The sequence below is a fragment of the Chitinophaga sp. 22308 genome, from assembly GCF_052045305.1.
Classification (GTDB): Bacteria; Bacteroidota; Bacteroidia; order Chitinophagales; family Chitinophagaceae; genus Chitinophaga; species Chitinophaga varians_A.
In genome coordinates this window covers 457,731-477,115 of the sequence record NZ_JBQEOP010000001.1, presented here as the reverse complement: position 1 = coordinate 477,115, position 19,385 = coordinate 457,731, and the positions used below count along the sequence as shown (strand labels likewise).

21 protein-coding genes are annotated in these 19,385 nt (G+C 48.8%); 10 read left to right on the top strand and 11 right to left on the bottom strand.

Annotated features, from left to right (window positions below):
• The first annotated feature begins 186 nt into the window (after positions 1–186).
• Complete coding sequence (locus ACTJJS_RS01965) at positions 187–981, top strand: FecR family protein (protein WP_168869549.1); 795 nt, start codon at positions 187–189, stop codon at positions 979–981.
• Between the two features lie 145 nt (positions 982–1,126).
• Positions 1,127–1,969 (top strand): dienelactone hydrolase family protein, encoded by an 843-nt coding sequence (locus tag ACTJJS_RS01960; protein ID WP_440662194.1) that lies wholly within the window; start codon positions 1,127–1,129, stop codon positions 1,967–1,969.
• Positions 1,970–2,061: 92 nt separating this feature from the next.
• Here the strand turns inward: ACTJJS_RS01960 and ACTJJS_RS01955 are convergent, their stop codons facing one another.
• The 6 genes from ACTJJS_RS01955 to ACTJJS_RS01930 all read right to left on the bottom strand — a co-directional run bounded on the left by ACTJJS_RS01955 (position 2,062) and on the right by ACTJJS_RS01930 (position 8,432).
• Entirely contained in the window at positions 2,062–3,093 is a 1,032-nt protein-coding gene (locus ACTJJS_RS01955; RefSeq protein ID WP_168869551.1) for a sugar phosphate isomerase/epimerase family protein, read from the bottom strand.
• A gap of 137 nt (positions 3,094–3,230) precedes the next feature.
• Positions 3,231–4,100 carry an alpha/beta hydrolase gene (locus ACTJJS_RS01950; protein WP_440662193.1) on the bottom strand — a complete coding sequence of 290 codons (870 nt, stop codon included), beginning with the start codon at positions 4,098–4,100 and terminating at the stop codon, positions 3,231–3,233.
• A 60-nt stretch (positions 4,101–4,160) separates the two neighbouring features.
• Positions 4,161–4,751, bottom strand: coding sequence for a TetR/AcrR family transcriptional regulator (locus ACTJJS_RS01945; RefSeq protein WP_440662192.1), 591 nt, complete (start codon positions 4,749–4,751; stop codon positions 4,161–4,163).
• A gap of 212 nt (positions 4,752–4,963) precedes the next feature.
• Positions 4,964–5,674: a LytR/AlgR family response regulator transcription factor gene (locus ACTJJS_RS01940; RefSeq protein WP_440662191.1), complete on the bottom strand. Its 711-nt coding sequence runs from the start codon at positions 5,672–5,674 to the stop codon at positions 4,964–4,966.
• Positions 5,675–5,706: 32 nt separating this feature from the next.
• Positions 5,707–6,912: a DUF4407 domain-containing protein gene (locus ACTJJS_RS01935; RefSeq protein WP_440662190.1), complete on the bottom strand. Its 1,206-nt coding sequence runs from the start codon at positions 6,910–6,912 to the stop codon at positions 5,707–5,709.
• 8 nt (positions 6,913–6,920) lie between these two features.
• Positions 6,921–8,432: a histidine kinase gene (locus ACTJJS_RS01930; protein ID WP_440662189.1), complete on the bottom strand. Its 1,512-nt coding sequence runs from the start codon at positions 8,430–8,432 to the stop codon at positions 6,921–6,923.
• A gap of 127 nt (positions 8,433–8,559) precedes the next feature.
• Here ACTJJS_RS01930 and ACTJJS_RS01925 point away from each other — a divergent pair, with 127 nt between their 5' ends.
• The 7 genes from ACTJJS_RS01925 to ACTJJS_RS01895 all read left to right on the top strand — a co-directional run bounded on the left by ACTJJS_RS01925 (position 8,560) and on the right by ACTJJS_RS01895 (position 14,946).
• Positions 8,560–8,967: a Dabb family protein gene (locus ACTJJS_RS01925; RefSeq protein WP_168869557.1), complete on the top strand. Its 408-nt coding sequence runs from the start codon at positions 8,560–8,562 to the stop codon at positions 8,965–8,967.
• A gap of 12 nt (positions 8,968–8,979) precedes the next feature.
• Positions 8,980–9,474 carry a DinB family protein gene (locus tag ACTJJS_RS01920; RefSeq protein ID WP_440662188.1) on the top strand — a complete coding sequence of 165 codons (495 nt, stop codon included), beginning with the start codon at positions 8,980–8,982 and terminating at the stop codon, positions 9,472–9,474.
• 94 nt (positions 9,475–9,568) lie between these two features.
• Positions 9,569–9,910, top strand: coding sequence for a type II toxin-antitoxin system HigB family toxin (locus tag ACTJJS_RS01915; protein ID WP_440662187.1), 342 nt, complete (start codon positions 9,569–9,571; stop codon positions 9,908–9,910).
• Between the two features lie 11 nt (positions 9,911–9,921).
• On the top strand, positions 9,922–10,473 hold the full coding sequence (locus ACTJJS_RS01910) for a helix-turn-helix domain-containing protein (protein ID WP_440662186.1): 552 nt from the start codon (positions 9,922–9,924) through the stop codon (positions 10,471–10,473).
• A gap of 278 nt (positions 10,474–10,751) precedes the next feature.
• The gene (locus tag ACTJJS_RS01905; RefSeq protein ID WP_440662185.1) at positions 10,752–12,677 is read left to right on the top strand and encodes a gamma-glutamyltransferase family protein; all 1,926 of its coding nucleotides are present in this window, start codon (positions 10,752–10,754) and stop codon (positions 12,675–12,677) included.
• 172 nt (positions 12,678–12,849) lie between these two features.
• A complete protein-coding gene (locus ACTJJS_RS01900; RefSeq protein WP_440662184.1) occupies positions 12,850–13,698 on the top strand; it encodes a helix-turn-helix domain-containing protein in 849 nt (282 codons plus the stop codon).
• A gap of 93 nt (positions 13,699–13,791) precedes the next feature.
• Positions 13,792–14,946: an epoxide hydrolase family protein gene (locus ACTJJS_RS01895; RefSeq protein WP_440662183.1), complete on the top strand. Its 1,155-nt coding sequence runs from the start codon at positions 13,792–13,794 to the stop codon at positions 14,944–14,946.
• Between the two features lie 128 nt (positions 14,947–15,074).
• Here the strand turns inward: ACTJJS_RS01895 and ACTJJS_RS01890 are convergent, their stop codons facing one another.
• From ACTJJS_RS01890 to ACTJJS_RS01870, 5 genes are read right to left on the bottom strand one after another with little or no spacing between them, the layout of a single operon-like run.
• The gene (locus tag ACTJJS_RS01890) at positions 15,075–15,770 is read right to left on the bottom strand and encodes a hypothetical protein (protein ID WP_440662182.1); all 696 of its coding nucleotides are present in this window, start codon (positions 15,768–15,770) and stop codon (positions 15,075–15,077) included.
• Between the two features lie 54 nt (positions 15,771–15,824).
• The gene (locus ACTJJS_RS01885) at positions 15,825–16,409 is read right to left on the bottom strand and encodes a GrpB family protein (RefSeq protein ID WP_440662181.1); all 585 of its coding nucleotides are present in this window, start codon (positions 16,407–16,409) and stop codon (positions 15,825–15,827) included.
• 54 nt (positions 16,410–16,463) lie between these two features.
• Positions 16,464–17,159: an SH3 domain-containing protein gene (locus ACTJJS_RS01880; protein ID WP_440662180.1), complete on the bottom strand. Its 696-nt coding sequence runs from the start codon at positions 17,157–17,159 to the stop codon at positions 16,464–16,466.
• Positions 17,156–18,205 (bottom strand): metallophosphoesterase, encoded by a 1,050-nt coding sequence (locus tag ACTJJS_RS01875; protein ID WP_440662179.1) that lies wholly within the window; start codon positions 18,203–18,205, stop codon positions 17,156–17,158. Before ACTJJS_RS01875 ends, ACTJJS_RS01880 begins: the two co-directional genes overlap by 4 nt.
• Positions 18,206–18,235: 30 nt before the next feature.
• Positions 18,236–18,637, bottom strand: coding sequence for a VOC family protein (locus ACTJJS_RS01870; RefSeq protein WP_168869566.1), 402 nt, complete (start codon positions 18,635–18,637; stop codon positions 18,236–18,238).
• Positions 18,638–18,783: 146 nt separating this feature from the next.
• Here ACTJJS_RS01870 and ACTJJS_RS01865 point away from each other — a divergent pair, with 146 nt between their 5' ends.
• The gene (locus ACTJJS_RS01865) at positions 18,784–19,371 is read left to right on the top strand and encodes an RNA polymerase sigma-70 factor (RefSeq protein WP_440662178.1); all 588 of its coding nucleotides are present in this window, start codon (positions 18,784–18,786) and stop codon (positions 19,369–19,371) included.
• Positions 19,372–19,385: the final 14 nt, after the last annotated feature.

Below are 19,385 nucleotides of genomic sequence, written 5' to 3'. Positions count from 1 at the left end.
TCAAGGTAAAATTTATCCGGCATCAATCTATCAAATATGTTATTATCTACATATAATACCTAAACATCATACAGAAAAATATTTGGGAGAACGATAAAAGGAGGGCCTGTGAGGCGATGGAATTCTTGTCCCGGGCAGTTTATTTTGTTTATTTTTAGGCTTTTCTGTTGACAAACACCCGGAAATATGAAGAAATCCCGTACATGGCTTTATGCATTGATTTTAGTGGCCTTAGGCGTTATTGTTGTAGTGACCTGGAAATTGCGGGAGCCGGCGTCACCGAAAACACCGGGGTACACCATTGCCGAATTAAAGGCGGCGGGCGTGCAATACCAGGAGCACCAGGGCAAGACCGGCAGCCGTACTGAAATCACGTTGCCTGACAGTACCACCGTTATCCTGAACTCCGCCTCTGTCCTGCATGTTCCGGCAGATTACGCTTCCGGCAACCGTTCCGTTATCCTTGACGGCGATGCTTTTTTTGACGTGAAGCCCGGCAAAGACAGTTTTACCGTGACCACTGCCATCCTCAAAGCCACCGTACTGGGCACCTCTTTCCGGATGCGGTCCTTTTCCAGCCAGCAGGGCGCCACCTGCTATCAACTGGAAGGTTCCAGCCGGGTGGGCAAATCCTACCATTCTGCTACTGACAATCAACCGGAAGTACTGGAGCGCGGCCAGATGGTACTGGCCAATCGCGAGATAGACCTGATGGAAAAAGAAACATACCATCCTGAAGAGCTGGAAACCTGGCTGTCCGATATTCTCCGCATCCAGAATGCCAACCCGATGGCCGTATCCCGTATACTGGAAGACTGGTTCGGCGTGGAAGTGGAAATGCGTGGCGACGCCTCCAAGGCCCGTGTTATTACAGAAGCACTCTTCTTCAACGCCTCCCTCGATGATGTGCTCAGCAATCTTAGCGACCAGCAAGGATTTAAGTACAAAATTGACAAGAACAAAGTGACACTCAACTTCTAGTATATCCATTAACGTTATAAAGGCCTGGTGTGTGCACACACCAGGCTTTTTTATTGTCTTGTAACAACCTGCGCCGGCTCATAGTACCCCTTACCGATTCACGCGACATTTTTTGTAATTTTAATACAATTAAAGCGCTCCATTTATGAAAAAGCTATCCTTACTGCTGCTGACATTAGGCAGCGCACTCGGGCTGTACGCACAAACAGCGCCGTGTTGCCATACAGACGCCGTGACAGAATTTACCGGGCTCGCTAACCGGGAAGATTTCCGGATGGCGCACAAAGACCCGCTCCCCTACACCTACCAGGGAACTGCCGGCACTGAAGTAAGCTTCCCCGCCCCTGACGGCAAAGCAGCCAACGGTTTCCTGTTTAAGGCAAAGAAACCTACCAACAAATACCTGTTTGTATTCCAGGAATGGTACGGACTGAATGACTATGTGAAAAAGGAATCCGAAAAACTATACAACGATCTCGGCGGCGCGGTAAACGTGCTGGCAGTGGACATGTACGACAAGGTTGTGGCCACCAACCGGGAGGAAGCAGCTAAAACCATGCAGTCGGTGCCCAGGGAGCGGCTGAAAGCGATCATGGAAGCCGCCCGCAATTACGCAGGCAAATCAGCCAGCATCGTAACGCTGGGCTGGTGCTTCGGCGGCGCTATCGCGCTGCAATCAGCACTGATTAATGGTGACAGGAACATGGGTTGTGTGATGTACTACGGCATGCCGGAAAAAGATGTGAATGCCCTGAAGCAGCTGCATGGTCCGGTATTGGGCCTGTTCGCCAACAAAGACAAAGGCATCACCCCACAGATAGTGGACGAGTTTGAACAAAACATGAAAAAAGCGGGTAAAACGTTAACGGTTAAACGTTATGATGCAGAACACGCCTTCGCCAACCCCAGCAATCCAATTTATAACAGCGAAGCCACGAAGGATGCCTATACGCATACTATTGCTTTTCTGAGGGAAAGATTCAAGTAATTATTTAGGTTTTTTTATTGAAAAATGCAGCGAAGACCAGGTTTTGTCAGGTGATCTTCGCTGCATTTTTCAATAAAAAAATAATACAATGATTAAATGGTCCCGAGGCGCATCAGCAGCTCTTTTGACTTCCTCACCCCTTCTTCCTCGGACAGGCGGTTGCCTTCATATTCAATACCGATAAAGCCATCTTTGTATCCTGCATCCTTTACGATCTGCAACATACGTTTGTAGTCGATGGTGGTTTCATTGCCGGCATCATCAAAGTCATATGTTTTAGCGCTGACACCTTTAGCAAAAGGCATTAGTTCCTTCACGCCCTCATAGCGGTCATATTCTTCCAGGCAGGTGGTTTTAGCCCATGCTTCCGGCGTATTGTTTTCCGGTTTGCTTCTTTTGATACAGAAATTGCCCAGGTCCGGCAACGTACCGCAGTTGGGCATGTTCACGGTTTTCATGATATTGCTCAACCATTTTCCGTCAGAGGAGAAACCGCCATGGTTTTCCACGATCACGTTGATGCCGTGTTCTTTTCCGAAGCCGGATAGTTTGGTGAGTGATTCGATGGCCGCTTTAGCTACATCTTCCGCTTTACCTTCACCGGCCGCATTTACGCGGATGGCATGGCAACCGAGGAATTGTGCCGCTTCCACCCATTTGTAATGGTTTTCCACTGCCTGCATGCGTTTTTTGGCGTCGAGGTCTCCCATTTCCCCTTCTCCGTCGCACATAATCAGGACGCTGCGTACGCCGTTGTCGTCGGCACGTTTTTTCATATCCGCGAGGTAGGCCTGATCTTTTGCTTTGTCTTTAAAGAACTGGTTCACGTACTCTACGCCGGTGATGCCAAATTCATTTTTAGCGCGCGCGGCGAAGTCGAGGTGGTTCATTTTACCGGCGAAGAGCGCCTTGTGGAAAGACCATTCTGCCAGAGAGATTTTAAAGAACAGTTCTTTGGCTGTTTCAGTACCGGCACCGGCGCCTGGTTGAGCGGTACTGTCTTTTGTGCCTTTGGTGGACTTACCTTCATTACAGGCTGCCAATACAGAAGGCAGGAAACCGATGCCCATCGTGTACAGCCCCATTTGGCGCAAAAACTGACGGCGGTTGTTGATGTTACTCATATAACGTGGGTTTTAAAAATTAAGCTTGACTAAAAATATTGATTTCAGCGGGGTAAAGCAAGTTTGTTGCCAGAAATGACAAAAAAGCCCGGAGCATTGGCCCCGGGCGATGTTATTATTTGAAAGATGATAACAATTTATTTTTCGAGGAACTGCATGACTTCCCTGATCACCGGCTCCTGGCGCATGATACGGAAATGTCCTTCGCCGGTGATGCGCATGGCGTGAATGGACGGATACTGTTCCACATAGGCAGTGACTTCCTTCTCGTCCACCAGCGTGTCTGTGGTATCGTAAGCGAAGAATATTTTCTCTGCCTTGATCTGATTGATATAGCGGTGGAGGTCCAGCTCTTCCAGGTCTTCCCGTAGCCGTTGATGTATCAGTTGCCGCAGTGGCGGCATTACGACGGGATGTATCCGGAACAATTGCAGGGCCTCGTTAAAAAACACGGGCGCGCTCAGGGCACAACTGAGCATGACCAGCCGCGGTACCTGCACCGTTCTGCGGGAGAGTGTCAGCGCAGCGTTTAGCCCTCCCAGTGAGTGTCCGATAATGGCGTACAGCGGACCTTCCCGGACGATCACCTGTTCCAGCACATGGCTCCATTGTACCAGATTGGTCCGTTTACCGTCTGAGTCGCCATGTGCGGGCGCATCGTAGGCAATCACCTCATATCCCTGCCGGAGCAGCGTGTCGATCAGTTTTTTGAAGTGGAGCGGGCTGCCGCCCCAGCCATGCAGCAGCAATATTTTTTTATCAGCACTTCCCCAGCGATAGGTAGTGATGGTCATAGGCCGTTCATCAAAAGGATAACGGGTAACGGTCAGGTGGTTTAGTTGTGCCGTGTTACGCAGTTCCAGATGAGAGGAGCGCATCTTGGTGCCTGGCGGCGTACAGTACAGGCGATAGAACAGGCGGGCGGTAAGCCCCGGAAAGGGTTTACTCATGCCGGATAGCAGGAAGGCTGTCATCCGCAGTGACAGCGGTAAAACCTGGTGTTGCATCTTTCAGACCGATTGGTTTATTATTAAAACTAAAAAAGTCACTGAAGAAGATGCGCAGCATCATTTACAGTGACGTTTGATTTCCTTTCTTAAAAAATCTATGACCACCAGCATCTGGCTGTTGCTGTTCATGATACCGGTGACAAAAATGGCGCCTTCCAGCATAGTGAACATCAACACGGCAAACTTATCTTCATCCCAGTCTTTTTTAAATTCCCCGTTTTTCTTGCCCAGCTGCACCAGCAGCCGGATGCGCTCCTGGAAATACTGCACCAGTTCCTGCACTTTCCTTTTCAGGACCGGGTTGGTATCATCCGCTTCCACGCCGAAATTGAGCATGGGACAGCCACCGGCAATACTACGATTGAGCGGGTAACGCGCATAGTACGAGAACAGGGCCTCAAACTTGGCCAGGGCCGTAGGCTCCGGGCCGGTGACCGCTTTGAGCCGTTGCTTTTCCTGCTCCGCGATGTAATCAAATACTTCCGCCACAATTTCCTCTTTCGAGGAAAAGTTGCCATACAGGCCGCCTTTCGCCAGCCGCGTAGCTTCCATGATATCACTGATAGCCGTGCCCGCCACACCTTTCTGGTTAAAAATGGGCGCCGCTGTTTCAATGATAAACTGCCTCGTTCTCGCTGCTTTGTTCATGATATTAAAATTAGACCTTTCGGTCTAATTTTACAAATAAAAATAACTGGGGGCAGAAATCCCCCGGGCATGCGCCCGGGGCAACGATCTTATGAAAAGTCTTTTAAGTATGAAATCTGAAGTAGAGGAGCAGGAGTATTTTCAGCGGGCGGATGACGCCATTTTTTACAGGAGCAATGTGGCAGCAGGCCATTACTACCACTGAACGACAGCTAACGGCCTGTGGCGCCCAGTATGTTATCCACAGCAGTGCCATAGGCCGCCCCAATGGGAATGGCCACATTGCGGATGTACAGAGAAGTACGGTCAGCACGTTCTACCTTATCATTGGCCACAATATAAGAGCGGTGGACACGGGTGAAAAGAGCAATTGGCAAAAGGTCCATCGCCTCCTGCATAGACAGGCGGGAGATCAGGCGACGGTCTTTCAGGATAAAATTTACATAGTTGCCGGCGCTCTCCAGATATAAGATATCTTCCAACATTATCTTAAACTGTTCGTATCCGCTTTTGAGAAAGATATAGGCCGGCGCTTCTTTTGCCTGAGGCGGGTTCTTTTGCTTCAGCTGCCACAGGCTGTGGGCCTTGTTGCACGCTTTGATAAAACGGATAAGCGAAAAAGGTTTCAGCAGATAATCTACCGCGTCCAGCTCAAAACTTTTAACCGCATGTTCGGAGTAGGCGGTGGTAAAGATGGTCATAGGCGGCTGTGGCAGACTGGAAATAAAATCCAGTCCGGAGATATCAGGCATTTTTATATCGAGGAAAAGCAGGTCTACTTTCTCTCTGCTCAGAAACTCCATCGCTTCATAAGCGTTGGTAAAATAGCCTTTCATTTCCAGGAAGGGCACCATGGCAGCGTGATTTTTTATCACGGCCAGGGCCACTGGTTCATCATCAATTGCAATGGCGGCAAGCTTCATAACACTTCATTTTCCTGTAATAAGATAGGGATTTACGAAATTCTACCGAGCAACAGGTCCTTTATCTGTTGCCAAAGGTGGCGGTACTGCCGGTTTTCCCGGCGTTGCCAGTCCTTTACGATGGCCGCAGCTTCTTCGCGGCGCAGTTCCCGGGTACTTTCAAACACTTCGTCCACAATTTCCTTGTCAGCTGTCAGCGCGGCCTCCTGGTAATGCTGCAACAGCTCTTTGCCGGTTTCTGTTTCCAGCCTGGCGGCAGCGGTGCTCTGCGTAGTGGCGCTGGCCAGCCTTTCTTCGTATTCGCCTTTAGGCATCAGTACTTTGCTGAGCAGTGGCATAATTTCTATCAGCGTGATGATAAACACGATGAGCCGGTACCGTTGCTGCAAGGCGGGGTGTTCGTCCGTCAGCTCGTGCAGGGCTTCTATCTGCGCCAGGAAACCATCTGTCAGCGTACCCTGGTAAATGGTTTCTTTCAGGCTGTCGGCGCTATGCATGGCGGCCACCTGCACCTGCAACTGTTGTTCCTTCGGCTCCCATTCGTGCTTCATGAGGGCCAGCTCTTCTTCTGACTTCATGTAGGCCGATTTTTTTACCTTGGCGATAGAGGACTCCCCTATCCTGCCAGAGCCGCCGGTACCATCTGTTTCCTTGATGTAGGCATCTTTATAAAATTTCAGTTCGCTTTCTTTTTGTTGCAGCTGCTGCCGGCCACGGTCCAGCGACTGTTGCAATTCCGCCCGCTGACCGGCATTCATGGCCGTCAGTTTTTTACGGTAGGCATCGAGCTTGGTTTGTTTGCTCAGCTCCAGTTGGGCTGTAATGTCTTTCTTAAACAACATCAGCACTACCGGCTGGGATATAAAAAGCCCGATGGTAACGGCCAGCAATAAACGAAATGCCACCGGCATAAACCGCATATTACCGTTACCCCGGGACATGGCTGCTATCAGGGTCCTGTCGATGGACAGGATGGCGAAACCGAAGAATAACGCCAACGCCAGCACGATCATATCATCTTTCACGATAGTGGAGAAAAAATATCCCCATGCCAGTGTGGCAAACATCCAGGTCACGAATACGGAGAGGCCGATGATACGGTACCGCTCTCTTTCTGTACGGCATTCTGCCAGGATATCGGCGTCAGCGGCCGCCAGCCACCACAGGAAGCGGGTGATACCGTCCGGTGCCGGCAGCGGCTTTACTTCATCTTTCGAATGGAGATCTTTCTTTAACATCTTACAAATTAATCTTTAACGTCTATGGTCAGGTGTACAAAAAATTCAGTCGTCGTATGCCGTATGCTTAACTCATGGCGGTTAGGATACAGCAATGCCAGTCTTTCTTTCACATTGTTGAGCCCAATGCCCATGCTGTCACGCTCAGGATCATTCTCCGGGCGCTGATGCACGCTGTTGTATACATCGAAGAAAAGTTGTTCGCTGTTGCAGCTGAGCGAAATCACGATGCGTGAGCGGTTACGCAGGCTGATACCGTGTTTGAATGCATTTTCCACGAACGGGATGAGCAACATCGGCGCTATTTCGTGCTGGCACTGGCTGTCATCAATATTCACTTCGATCAGGATATCAGGGGAAGACATCACCCGCAACCGTTGAAGATCGATATAGTTTTGCAGGTACGCCACTTCTTTGTCCAGCGGTATTTTAGTCAGATGGTTATCATGCAGCATAAACCGCATCATATCACCGAGCTTCTGGATACCTTCGCTGGTGCGTGGCGCTTCTTCCTGTAAAGCCGTGCCATATAAGGTATTCAGCGCATTGAACAAAAAGTGGGGATTGATCTGCGCCCGCAGGAAATCCAGGTTGGCAGCGGAGTGGCCCAACGCGGTCTGCAGTTTTTTCACGGTGGTCACCTGCTTCTGCCGGGACATATAAAGAAACCAGGTAACCGGCAGCACAATACCTATGCATATGAGCACCCCAAAAACGATCAGGGGCACGAATGTACCGGCGCCACCATGGCGGATAGCCCTGATGATCAGGCCCATCAGGAAGTTTGTCCCCAGCACCAGCAGCGCAACATCCCGGATCATTACCCGCTGGTTGTGATGTACGAGTTTAAAATCCGGGATGATTTTATAATAAAGGATGAAAGCAACGCTAATGATAATAGGCCCGAAGTAGAACATCAACCAGAAAGCATCCCTGGAATCGCTGAAAACAAGCGCCATAATAGCCAGCAGAATGCCGGAGATGATCAATACCTCACGGGCTATTTTCCGGTAGTAGGGATTGAGAAGTATGCGCTCATGCAGATAGTTGAAATAGGTCTGCTTCAGAAAATAATACACGACATATAACACACCGCTGAAGATCATGGTAATGAAAGCCGATTTCGCAAAATGTGTATGAGCCCCCTGTACCGTGCTATACACACCGAACAGGTATCCGTTGTAATAAGACCCGGCGATCATCATCCCCAGGAAAAATATTAATCCTGTCAGCGCCAGCAGGGAAATACCGCCCCACCATCTTTTCTGTTCCAGGAAACGGGGAACGATCACAAAATTTACCGCCAGGAAACTGACATACACCAACACAATACGCGCCATAGACGGCAGCAGGTAATGGATATAATAGTCAAACACCTGATCGTACCGGGCGAATTTTCGTCCATAGATTTGCTGTAACTCAAACACATTGTAGATAACACTGGGATAGAGCAGGCCAAACAACAGCAGCAGGGCCAACCCTGATGCCAAACCAAACTCTAATTTCCTGTACTGGTCCATAAGCGGGAATATTTACAGCAATATTAGCTATTGAAAAGGTGCAGCCGGCCAAAATGGGATGAAAAGGCCGGATTATGGGATGAATCCTGATCTTTTTATTATTTTCAGGACTTCAAATTTACACCTTATGAAAACATCCAACAGAAGAAAATTTCTCGGCACCGCCGCAGCCTTATGTGCAGGCAGCGCCGCAGCCGCTATGCCACTGCCCGCCGGCAACCGTAAATTCCCTATTGTACACCATGTGTTTTTCTGGCTGAAAAATCCCGGGTCCACTGCCGACCGCGATAAACTGGTAGAAGGCATTAAAACGCTCTCCGGTATTCCCGCTGTAGGTCAACTGCATGTAGGTATTGTTGCCGGCACGGAAAAACGGGACGTGGTAGATGCCAGCTGGGCCGTATCTGAACTGATTTTCTTCCGTGACCTGGCCTCGCAGGCCGCTTATCAGACCCATCCCATTCACCTCGATTTCGTTAAAAACTACAGTTCGCTGTGGGAAAAGGTGGTTGTATACGATATGCAGGAAGTATAAAACACCTATATCATGGCAACAGAATACTGGATGCAGGGGCCTGTAGCGGGCATCCCTGCGCTGCTGCAACCGGTGGCCCATGCGCTGCTACAGGCACGGGCCGAAATCAACGCGCTGATGAACGGCTTCCCCGAAGACCGGCTGTGGGAACAGCCCGCGGGCGTGGCCGCTCCCGGCTTTCACCTGCAACACCTGCGGGGCGTGCTGGACAGGCTCTTCACCTATGCCCGGGGAGAATTCCTGTCACCACAACAACTGGAGGAACTGGCCGCAGAAGGTAAGTCCACCGCTACGTCCACAGTCCTGCTGGACGCGTTCAACCAGCAGGTGGACAAAGCGCTGGCACAGCTATCGCAGACAGATCCCGCCACACTCAACGATTTCAGGGGCGTAGGCCGCAAACAGCTGCCGTCTACGGTACAGGGACTGCTGTTCCATGCCGCGGAGCATACGATGCGGCATACGGGGCAGTTATTGGTGACGGTAAAATTTCTTAGTTCTTCTTAATTTCTCTACCACTTGTCTTATCTCAAGGTGTATTAAGTGCTTATAGTCGACCTATAAAAATTCGGTTTTTTTCCGAACTTTAATTAACTTTGAGATGAGAGTCCTTGGTATAAGCAAACTTACTAAGCTTAAAAAGAAGCACATTGGCAATAAACTACTCTGTAATGAGATCGACAAACTTTTGAAAGATTTGCGGGAATTTAATCCAACAGATTTTAAGTTAGTTGATATACGAAAAGATGCTGATTGTGTCCATAATGACGGCTTTTACTTTTTTAATATTCATATTCATCGTTCTTTCGTAATGGTCAATTTTGATGGGCAAGGAGTAGCTACTATAATTTGGGTTGGCTCTCATGATGAATACGAACGAACTTTTAAAAACAATAAGTCAACAATTGAAAAGTGGCTTAGAAAAAATGAATATATAGGATAATGAAAACGCATATGGACATTGAGAAGCTGATTGAGTCCGGCTCAATCATGAACGAACTGGATTACGAACGGGCAATGATTGCTGATCGTAAACTGCGTCTACTTGCAAAAACAAATCCCCATTTCAAGAATTTGCGAAATAAATTGGGGAATTTAATTGAGGAATATGAGGCTCGGGTTTGGAGCGACGAAAACGCGGTAGGAAGAGAGTTGATAGCTCAAAGCGAACAGGCGGAGTTGATTGCGGAAAAAGAAAGGATATTTCTGGAGAAAAGAAGAAAGATAATTCAAAGTAAGCTGAAGAGTTTTAATTTAACCCAAGCTGAACTAGGCATGCTGCTTGGACATAAGAGTAAAACTCACATGTCCGAATTAATTACCGGGCTTAAACCTTTTACACTACAGGATCTTGTCATCATTAGCAAGATATTTAAGATAGATATCGATTCTTTGGTGCCTAAATATCTTCCAATTGAAAAGATAGACAGGATTAGTGCAACAATTGAAGTAATCAATAACCCTAAATTAAATAGAATAAAGCCGGTACTTCTTTTTGCCTCATAGATTTTTTGCTCAAAAAATTGTTCTCTGTTGCGCAGTGCTTAAGTACAAGGTACTCCATACTCTCCCCAATTAACAAACAGGCTGTCAGCAGCCAGGTGGGTTTGATCATAGTCGATAGAAGTTTGCGTGCTTTTGAAAGGTAAAAAATAATAAAAACATCGTTCCGGTGCAACAGGGGCTGGTACAATCAGGGATACTTTATTAATTTTAGTCCACCGGCGGCACAGTCATGTGTTGCCCGCAATCAAAATCCGTATCCAAAATCGCAAATTTGCTTTATGAGACATCTTCTTTTATGGCTGGCCGCGGGCCTTATCTGGACCGGCGTACAGGCGCAACAAACGCAGAAGCCGCCACTACACGGAAAAAACTGGATGGCCGTTACCGGTAAACCGCTGGCCGCCACTGCCGGCGCCATGATCTTCCAGCGGGGCGGTAACGCCGTAGACGCCGCCTGCGCCATGCTGGCCGCCACCTGTACCATGTGGGACGTATTAAGCTGGGGAGGCGAAACACAGGCTTTGATCTACAATCCCAAAACCGGGAAGGTGATAGCCATCAATGCGCTGGGCGTAGCGCCCACCGGCGCCACACCGGAATTTTTCAAATCGAAAGGATATGATTTTCCACCGGAATATGGTCCGCTGGCGGCTGTTACCCCCGGCACCGCAGGCGGTCTCTGTTATATGCTGGCACAATACGGCACCATGAGCCTCAAAGATGTACTGGCCCCCGCCATGGACATGGCTTCCGGCTACCCTATAGAAGCACAGACGGCCAACAGCATAGAACGCGGCAAAAAATATATCCAGCAATGGCCTTACAGCAAAGCTGTCTTCCTGACACATCCCGGTGAAAAAAGAGAAGCCCCCGAAGCAGGGGAAATGTTCGTCCAGAAAGACCTGCTGGCCACACTCACCAAAATGGTGGAAGCCGAACAGGAAGCACTGAAAAAACATAAAAGCCGTAAAGAAGCCATCATGGCGGCATATGACCGGTTCTACAAAGGAGACATCGCGAAGGAGTTTGTACGCGGCTGCCAGGAACAGGGCGGCCTTATCACCCTCGAAGACCTGGCACGCTGGAAACCGATAGAAGAAACACCGCTGCATGTCAACTATCGCGGCATTGACGTATACAAATTGCAGGAATGGACACAAGGACCGATGTTACTGCAAAGCCTCAATATCCTCGAGAACTTCGATCTTAAAACAATGGGCTATAATTCTCCGCAATACATCCATACGCTTTACCAGACGATGAATCTCACTTTTGCGGACCGCGATTTTTATTATGGCGACCCGTATTTCAACAAGAACAGGGCTATCGAAGGACTGCTGCATAAAGACTATGCAAAAGCGCGGGCCAAACAAATACTGCCTGACCGCAACGATGCCGCCGCCGGTCCGGGCGACCCGTATCCTTATATCGGTAAAACCAACCCCTATCTGCATTTCCTTGAAGAACGCAAAGGTTACACGGACACCACCAACGGCCGCAAGCCCGGTGGTTTTGTGCCCAAACATGATGCTACCACTTTTAGGGCCGGAACAGACCAGCTGTACGCACAACAAGCCACAGACAGCGCCTATCACGACCGCCTGTGGCGCGGCACCACCAGCGTGGAAGCAGCCGACAAAGACGGCTGGGTGGTATCAATTACGCCCAGCGGTGGCTGGCTGCCCGCATGCATCGCAGGCCGTACCGGTATCGGCATGAGCCAGCGCCTGCAGAGCTTTGTGCTGGATTCCGCCATCTGCCCGTTTAACGTAATAGCACCTGGCAAAAGGCCACGCGTTACCCTTACGCCGTCCATGGCGTTGAAAGACGGTAAGCCGTTCCTCTCCTTTGCCGTACAGGGCGGCGATACGCAGGACCAGAACCTGTTACAGTTCTTCCTGAATGTCGTGGATTTTGGCATGACCGTACAGCAGGCCACTGAAGCGGCCAATATCAATACCAACCAGTTATGGCTGTCACTCGGCGGCAGTAAGGTCAGCGATCGTATGCCGCGGCCGGGAAGCCTTTTGCTCAACAGCAATACGCCCGAAAAAACGCGCAGCATACTGGAAAACATGGGATATCACCTCAGCTTTGAGCAACGTACCAGTGGTCCCATCAATGCTATTTACCTGGACCGCAAGCATGGCACCCTGTGGGGCGGCAGCAGCAACCATGGAGAAGATTATGGAATTGGCTGGTAATACCACATTGTATAAAAAGAAGAGGCTGTATCATAAAATAAATGATGTAGCCTTTTCTTTTTTATCGATATATTTTATCGATTTGAAATAAAACATTAAAAAATCAATATCTTTTTGCAGTTACATTTTTTCCTCCCTGCTTATAAATCTTTTCTAACGTAACTTTAGACCAATGATGCAGGTACTACAGCATATCCCAAAATATCCGCTATGCAACTTTATTCAACACATCGTTTACGTAAGCGGCGCATTACCGATCCCTTACCTGCGGGAACTACCGCAGGGGGGTATAAATCTGGTGATTGAGCTGAATGAAAATTCTGTAAATACTGTCTATCCGGAAATAATGATGGGCAGTAAGAAGGTGGTAAAGAATGCCTGGATCTCCGGCACGCAGAAACAGGCCATTATGTACAAAAACAATCCGAATTCTACTATCATGGGGATCCGCTTTACGGCCGGTGGTTTTTTTTCGCTTACCAGGATCCCTGTAGCAGTATTGGATAAGGTGGGTATTGAAGCTGAGGAGGTTTTCGGAAGTTCCTTTATGCGGTTACATGAACAATTGCTCAATGCCAGCTCCTTTGCTGAAAGAGTTGCAATGGTTGAGCGCTATTTTTTACAGTATTCGGTGGAGGAGAATATGGGCGATCATATTGTGAAATTTATAAACCAGCATATAGACAAGCCTCTTGACTGGTTAATACAAAAATCGGGTTATTCACAAAAACATGTCATACATCTGCTTAAAACATATACCGGCTTTTCCCCCAAATACCTGCAAAGGATCCATCGATTAAATCAGGTGGTGACAGAAATTCAACGGAATAAAGACCATATTGACTGGTTTGCCATCATTCACCGGTATGGCTATTTTGATCAGGCTCATTTTATAAAGGACTTCTCCCATTTTACAGGTTTAAAACCAACGGAATATCTGGGATCGCAATTGGCATTGGACGCAAATAAGCTGGTCCCCGATGTGATTCTGCAAATTCCTGATGACGGTGGTACGGAGTGATACCTATCGCTGACTGGCTGACAGGTAAATTTTTTACAATGTGGGGGAGTTGCTGTTGTCTACCTTTGTTTCAACAAAATAAATACAACAATTATGAAATCCTTTAAGATCGACGTACCGCAAGAAGTATTAAACGATTTATCTGTAAGATTAAAGCAGACCAGATGGACCGATGAACCCGAAAATGCCGGGTGGAATTACGGTACCAACCCCGGGTACTTACGTGAACTGGTACATTATTGGCAGACAGCGTACGATTGGAGGACCCATGAAGCGGAGATCAACAAATTCCCTCAATACAAGGCCGAGATCGACGGGACCACCATTCATTTTATCTATGTAAAAGGCCAGGGAAAAAAGACGTCCCCTCTCATCCTGAGCCATGGGTGGCCCGACTCCTTCTACCGGTTTATCAAGATCATTCCTATGCTGACCGGGGCACCAGACAGCGACCACGCTTATGACCTGGTAATCCCTTCCATACCCGGTTTTGGCTTCTCTGAGCAAACGGCTTTAAATTCCGATAAGACAGCTATCCTGTTCAATAAGCTGATGACGGAAGTATTGGGCTATTCCAGCTATTTTGCCGCAGGGGGGGATATGGGAACTTTGATTACAAAATCGCTCGCGGTGCAATTCCCAGACAAGGTGAAAGCAATTCATCTGACGGATGTTGGCTATCCTGAAGGCCACGAGGACTGGAGCACGATGACTCCCGCAGAACAGGCGTTCGGACAGCAAATACAACATTGGTTCTTCACAGAAGGAGCATTTAATATGATCCAGTCAACCAAACCGCAAACCCTCGGTTATGCCCTCAACGACAGCCCGGTCGGCCTGGCATCGTGGATGATTGAAAAATTTTATGCCTGGAGTGACAACGGCGGCAATCTGGAAAACTGTTTCACAAAGGATGAATTGATTACCAACATCATGATTTACTGGGTAAGCCAATCTATCAATTCAACGATAAGGACATATGCCGAAAATGCACGCGCGACATATATGGGAGGGTTACAATCTTCCCAAAAGGTAGAGGTACCAACAGGAGTATCCCTTTTTCCAAAAGAAGCCCAGTTCCCACTGGAATGGGCACAAAGGAAGGCAAATGTCGTAAGCTTTAATGTAATGAATAAGGGAGGTCATTTTGCAGCCATGGAACAGCCGGAAGTTTATGCCGGAGAGCTTGCCCGGTACTTTGGGGAAACTATAACCGGAAAATATTCAGCCAGGGCAACAATGGCCTGATATAATGATAGTAATGGAAAAAGCGGGCGACAGGACTCCCTCCCTGCCCACTTAAAATACCTTTAAAATGTACAAGAGGCTGTATCACTTATTTATGATACAGCCTCTTCTTTTTTTATACAGAGCAATTATTTCGTCCATACTTCGTGTATCGGTTCCCCTTTGGAGCTTAAACCGCTGTGGTCCCAGGAATTGCCGTCCACTTTTCCTTTGAAGCTCAGTGAAGCCCCCACACGGGAATTATCGCGGGAGAAGAAATCAATTTTTTCAGTGTACACGCCATTTTCGAAGGTATAGGTGCCGCCGCCGGTGCCAAAGAATTCACCGGTGTCAGTATTGATAGCAACCCATTGAAAGCGGGTACCGGTAAGGATTTTAACCGTCTTGCGGGCGCCTGGCGTGATGGTGTTCATTTTTCCGGCCTGTTCCCGGCCGGTGATCTTCCAGCTGCCGGCCAGCGGGCCGTCACCGTTATCAATGCGGGTCCATTCCACCCGTTGGCCGCCGCTTTGGGTAGTAACGAGTTTCCCGTTTTCATATGAAACAGGCACAGTGCCTTCCCAGCCTATCTGATTACGCTCTTCCGTGTTGAATTCTATTTTTATGGACACATCATTGCCGCCATCGGCTTTCCAGGTGCCACCCATGGTATCAATAAAACTGGTGTCCTCGTAACTGGTGATGGAAAAATAATTCGGCGTGATCAACAGGATGCTGTTCACACTGCCATGAGCCGATTTCCAGGCGCCGTGGATGTTGTCCTGCGCTTTCCCGATGGCTGCAAAGGCACACAGGAAAGATAAAAGAAGGCATAATGTTCTCATATAAGCTGTTTTATAGTGAAAAATATAAGCATCTTATGAGGCGACATGCTGTCCTTACTTTGTAGCCTTGTTTTGCGCTGTAATGTTTTTCAGATCGTCCGCTTCCATGCCTGTGTGCGCCAGTATCGCCGTAATGAAGGCTGTTTTACCTTCCACATAACTATCAATATCGTTGGGATATTTTGCTGCCAGCTCCTGTTTGAGCGTGCCATACTGCCTGGCCGCATCGGGATGTTGCCGCAGGTAATTGCGCAGCTGCAAATGGTTTTTTAAACTGGTACATCCTTCTACACAGACATACAAATTATGCGCCGGCCATAAAGTGCCGTTGCCATCCAGCGGAGACGTGTCCGCATTTCTGCCAAAAGCCTCTCTGCCGGGAATGCCAAGATCGCCTCTCCAGGTATAGCCCAGTCGCTCCAAAACAGCCACCACGGAAGGTAAGCCCGCAGGTCCCTGTATAATAATATCAATATCGATAATTGGCTTGGCCGCCAGTCCGGGCACGGAGGTGCTGCCTACATGCTCAATACCGGTTATCAGTTCACCCAGCTGTGCCCGGTAAATACCGGCCAGTCGTTCAAAAGTCTCTGCCCATGCAGTGGTATAAGGTACTACAGTGATCGTTCTTTTTTCCATGGCTGTCGGTTTGGTCCGCGGTAAAGATCCTGAATTTTCCGGTTAGCCTGACTACTAAAATCCGTAGAAGATAGCTCTTTTGGTATACACACCACGATCGAACTGTAACAACACTTCGTAGCTGCCAGCCCCATCGCTGTTGGTGGCTGTGATATAAAGCCGGTCATTTTTACGATCGTAATACACGATGGTCAGCTCAGGATTGGGCTGGTACAGGTCACGTATAGCCTTGTCCGGTACCACTACGGCGCGATTGCCGATTTGTATGGTGAACGTGTTATATTCATGGGTAGGCAGACCGCCATCACAGCCGTAAAACGCTTTGCCGTCGATCTTATTCACAATAGGATAGTTACTGTCACTCTTATCACGGCCAATCTGATGGGCTTTTTCCACAAAAGGCCTGGTAGTAAACATCACCGTCACCGAGTCTTGCTGAAACACGGCGTTCGTCTCATCCTGCCGTCTTACTTTGATCTTCTCAAAAACATCTTCCAGCATTTTAATACGGGAGCTATGTACAAATCCACCCTGTATCTCACCATTCCGGCGGTAATTGACGTCACACCAGTCCCCTTCCCGCTCCCATGCATATACGATTTCGCCGTTCAATACCTTGTCTGCTATTTTCCGGGAGATGCCTGCGCCCTCTCTTACATTGGTATAACCGTCCTTATCCTGGATGATACCAAACTGGGCCCGCACCTGCATTCCCGTTAACAATAGCATCAACGCGCCGATATATTTCATCTTATTGTATTAATGAAAGGAGGAAATTCAACAGGGGCCACTCCCAATGCTGCTGCCAGCTGATTGATTTTTTGGGGCGTGAGCAGGCTTTTCTGCAGGTCTTCCACTTTCAGGTTATGATTACTGCTTTTAAATAAATATGTTTTGAAAGGATAACTGTTCGCCTCCCGGCTGAACACTTCCCGGCCATTCTCCAACAGCCGTGCGGCAAAAGCGTCCAGCTTTTCTTTGAGCACCGGGAACAACGCCTCCAGCCTGCCGAGGCCGTGGTGCAGCTGATCGAGGTACTGTCTGGCTGCCGGTTCTTCTATATAAGCCAGTTTGTCCAGCTGCCGCCGGATAGCGGTAAAGTCCATGTCCGCCCAGTCTCTCGCCTGCAACACCGGCACCTGCCATTCCTTTTGCGCTGTCTTCCAGTAATCTGTTTCACATTTCACCTGATGCACAATAAAGCCAGGCAGTTCTATCGCTGTAAGGTAACCACCATGACAACAACCGGTATCAATGCCGTAGGTATTGTTCGCTATTTTGATTTGATCGCCCACTACGTGATGTCCGTAGATGACCGGTTTTTCGCCGGTGTAATGGTCCGACCAGTAAGTTCCTTCGGGATATTTTTTTTCAAGATATTTTTCTCCGGCGGTAGCGCCACACAGCACATCTTCCCGCTGCGCTGACAACGGTACGCCGTCTTCCATCGCCGCATGAACAATGATGGCCTCGGGGGTTTCGTAATAATAGGGCAATTGCGCCGACCATTCCAGGAACGCCGGGTACTCCGCTCCCAGCTGCAGTTTCACGATGTCCTGCGCATAGTTGAGCACCCCGTTCAGGTGTTTACGTTCATGGTTCCCCATCAACACCACCGAACGGGGCCTGTTACTGAAATAATGATATACTTCTTTTGATTTATTGCCGCGGTCCACAATATCGCCCAGGGAGATTAACATATCATCGGCCGTAAGGCCTATTTTCCGGGTCAACATCATCAACTCATCAAAGCAACCATGGATATCTCCAATGATAAAATGACGGGCTGTTTGCATACTGTCAGGGATATACGCCGCAAGATACAGTTATTCCTCCAACAACGTCGATTTTTCGAACAGGGTGAGCTGCATGCCCGCAGGATCTTTCAACCGTGATACCCGGCTCCAGGGCGCCGTGGTGACAGGGCTTATCACCTCCGCCCCTGCTGCCGCCAGTGTAGCCGTGGCCGTTTCAATATCTTTTCCCACGTTCAGGGCCAGGCGCACAGGTCCTGCTACGCGGCGGCCCACTTCAAGCGCGTCGATAGTGGCGGCATGCCTGGCATCAATCAGTTCCAGCGATGCCCTGCCGGCTTCGAGGATTATTCCCCGGCCGGTTTCCTCGTCCCATGCCTTGGAAACAGGCAGACCCACCGTATCGCGATAGAATTGAATGATTTCTTCCAGGTTATCAACAGTCAATACGAGCCGTAATTCTTTTACTTTCATATGAGATCATTTTGATGATCAAAGGTAGCACGGGAGCAACAGGGGCAAATGGTATAAATAAAGGTTCTTCCGGTACACCGGCAGGTAAAAAAAGGGCACCTGTTTAACTAAAATCCCTATTTTGGCTTTGTGAAATGGAGTTCCAGATGCCAAAACCAAATCGTGACGCCCCGGATGACAGGGGAAAAGAGTTATGGGAAAAGATGAAGGTCGGGGGTGATCAGTCTGTCTTTGCCAATTTTTACCATCACTATGCCAACCGGCTTCTCCACTTTGCCAGCACCTTGCTGGGTGCGCGGGAGCAGGCAGAAGAAGTGGTGAATGACGTCATGCTCTGGACCTGGAAAAACAGGCATACCCTGCCGGCAGTGGAAAAAGTAAGCGTTTACCTCTATACTGCGACCAGAAATACCGCGTATAACTATCTGAAAAAAAATGCACGCAGCACTACCGATCCGCTGGACGATATCCAGCCAGAGCTGTTGCAGTTTTCCCCTTCCCCCGAGCAGTTACATCTTTCCACCGAAGCCGTCAGGAAGATAGAGAAAGCCGTCAATGCCCTGCCAGGCCGTTGCCGCCTTGTCTTTAAACTGATCCGGGAAGACGGACTGAAGTACCGGGAAGTGGCAGAGATACTGGACATCTCCGTCAAAACGGTAGAAGCCCAGATGGCCATCGCCCTCAAAAAACTGCACGAGCAGCTGCATGATATGACCGTACCTAAAAACAACTGAAAATTTTTTTCACC

Excerpts from the sequence above, each read along its gene's own strand:
- ACTJJS_RS01965 (WP_168869549.1), top strand. The coding sequence starts at position 187 with ATGAAGAAATCCCGTACATGGCTTTATGCATTGATTTTAGTGGCCTTA.
- ACTJJS_RS01960 (WP_440662194.1), top strand. The coding sequence starts at position 1,127 with ATGAAAAAGCTATCCTTACTGCTGCTGACATTAGGCAGCGCACTCGGG.
- ACTJJS_RS01955 (WP_168869551.1), bottom strand. The coding sequence starts at position 3,093 with ATGAGTAACATCAACAACCGCCGTCAGTTTTTGCGCCAAATGGGGCTG.
- ACTJJS_RS01950 (WP_440662193.1), bottom strand. The coding sequence starts at position 4,100 with ATGCAACACCAGGTTTTACCGCTGTCACTGCGGATGACAGCCTTCCTG.
- ACTJJS_RS01945 (WP_440662192.1), bottom strand. The coding sequence starts at position 4,751 with ATGAACAAAGCAGCGAGAACGAGGCAGTTTATCATTGAAACAGCGGCG.
- ACTJJS_RS01940 (WP_440662191.1), bottom strand. The coding sequence starts at position 5,674 with ATGAAGCTTGCCGCCATTGCAATTGATGATGAACCAGTGGCCCTGGCC.
- ACTJJS_RS01935 (WP_440662190.1), bottom strand. The coding sequence starts at position 6,912 with ATGTTAAAGAAAGATCTCCATTCGAAAGATGAAGTAAAGCCGCTGCCG.
- ACTJJS_RS01930 (WP_440662189.1), bottom strand. The coding sequence starts at position 8,432 with ATGGACCAGTACAGGAAATTAGAGTTTGGTTTGGCATCAGGGTTGGCC.
- ACTJJS_RS01925 (WP_168869557.1), top strand. The coding sequence starts at position 8,560 with ATGAAAACATCCAACAGAAGAAAATTTCTCGGCACCGCCGCAGCCTTA.
- ACTJJS_RS01920 (WP_440662188.1), top strand. The coding sequence starts at position 8,980 with ATGGCAACAGAATACTGGATGCAGGGGCCTGTAGCGGGCATCCCTGCG.
- ACTJJS_RS01915 (WP_440662187.1), top strand. The coding sequence starts at position 9,569 with ATGAGAGTCCTTGGTATAAGCAAACTTACTAAGCTTAAAAAGAAGCAC.
- ACTJJS_RS01910 (WP_440662186.1), top strand. The coding sequence starts at position 9,922 with ATGGACATTGAGAAGCTGATTGAGTCCGGCTCAATCATGAACGAACTG.
- ACTJJS_RS01905 (WP_440662185.1), top strand. The coding sequence starts at position 10,752 with ATGAGACATCTTCTTTTATGGCTGGCCGCGGGCCTTATCTGGACCGGC.
- ACTJJS_RS01900 (WP_440662184.1), top strand. The coding sequence starts at position 12,850 with ATGATGCAGGTACTACAGCATATCCCAAAATATCCGCTATGCAACTTT.
- ACTJJS_RS01895 (WP_440662183.1), top strand. The coding sequence starts at position 13,792 with ATGAAATCCTTTAAGATCGACGTACCGCAAGAAGTATTAAACGATTTA.
- ACTJJS_RS01890 (WP_440662182.1), bottom strand. The coding sequence starts at position 15,770 with ATGAGAACATTATGCCTTCTTTTATCTTTCCTGTGTGCCTTTGCAGCC.
- ACTJJS_RS01885 (WP_440662181.1), bottom strand. The coding sequence starts at position 16,409 with ATGGAAAAAAGAACGATCACTGTAGTACCTTATACCACTGCATGGGCA.
- ACTJJS_RS01880 (WP_440662180.1), bottom strand. The coding sequence starts at position 17,159 with ATGAAATATATCGGCGCGTTGATGCTATTGTTAACGGGAATGCAGGTG.
- ACTJJS_RS01875 (WP_440662179.1), bottom strand. The coding sequence starts at position 18,205 with ATGCAAACAGCCCGTCATTTTATCATTGGAGATATCCATGGTTGCTTT.
- ACTJJS_RS01870 (WP_168869566.1), bottom strand. The coding sequence starts at position 18,637 with ATGAAAGTAAAAGAATTACGGCTCGTATTGACTGTTGATAACCTGGAA.
- ACTJJS_RS01865 (WP_440662178.1), top strand. The coding sequence starts at position 18,784 with ATGCCAAAACCAAATCGTGACGCCCCGGATGACAGGGGAAAAGAGTTA.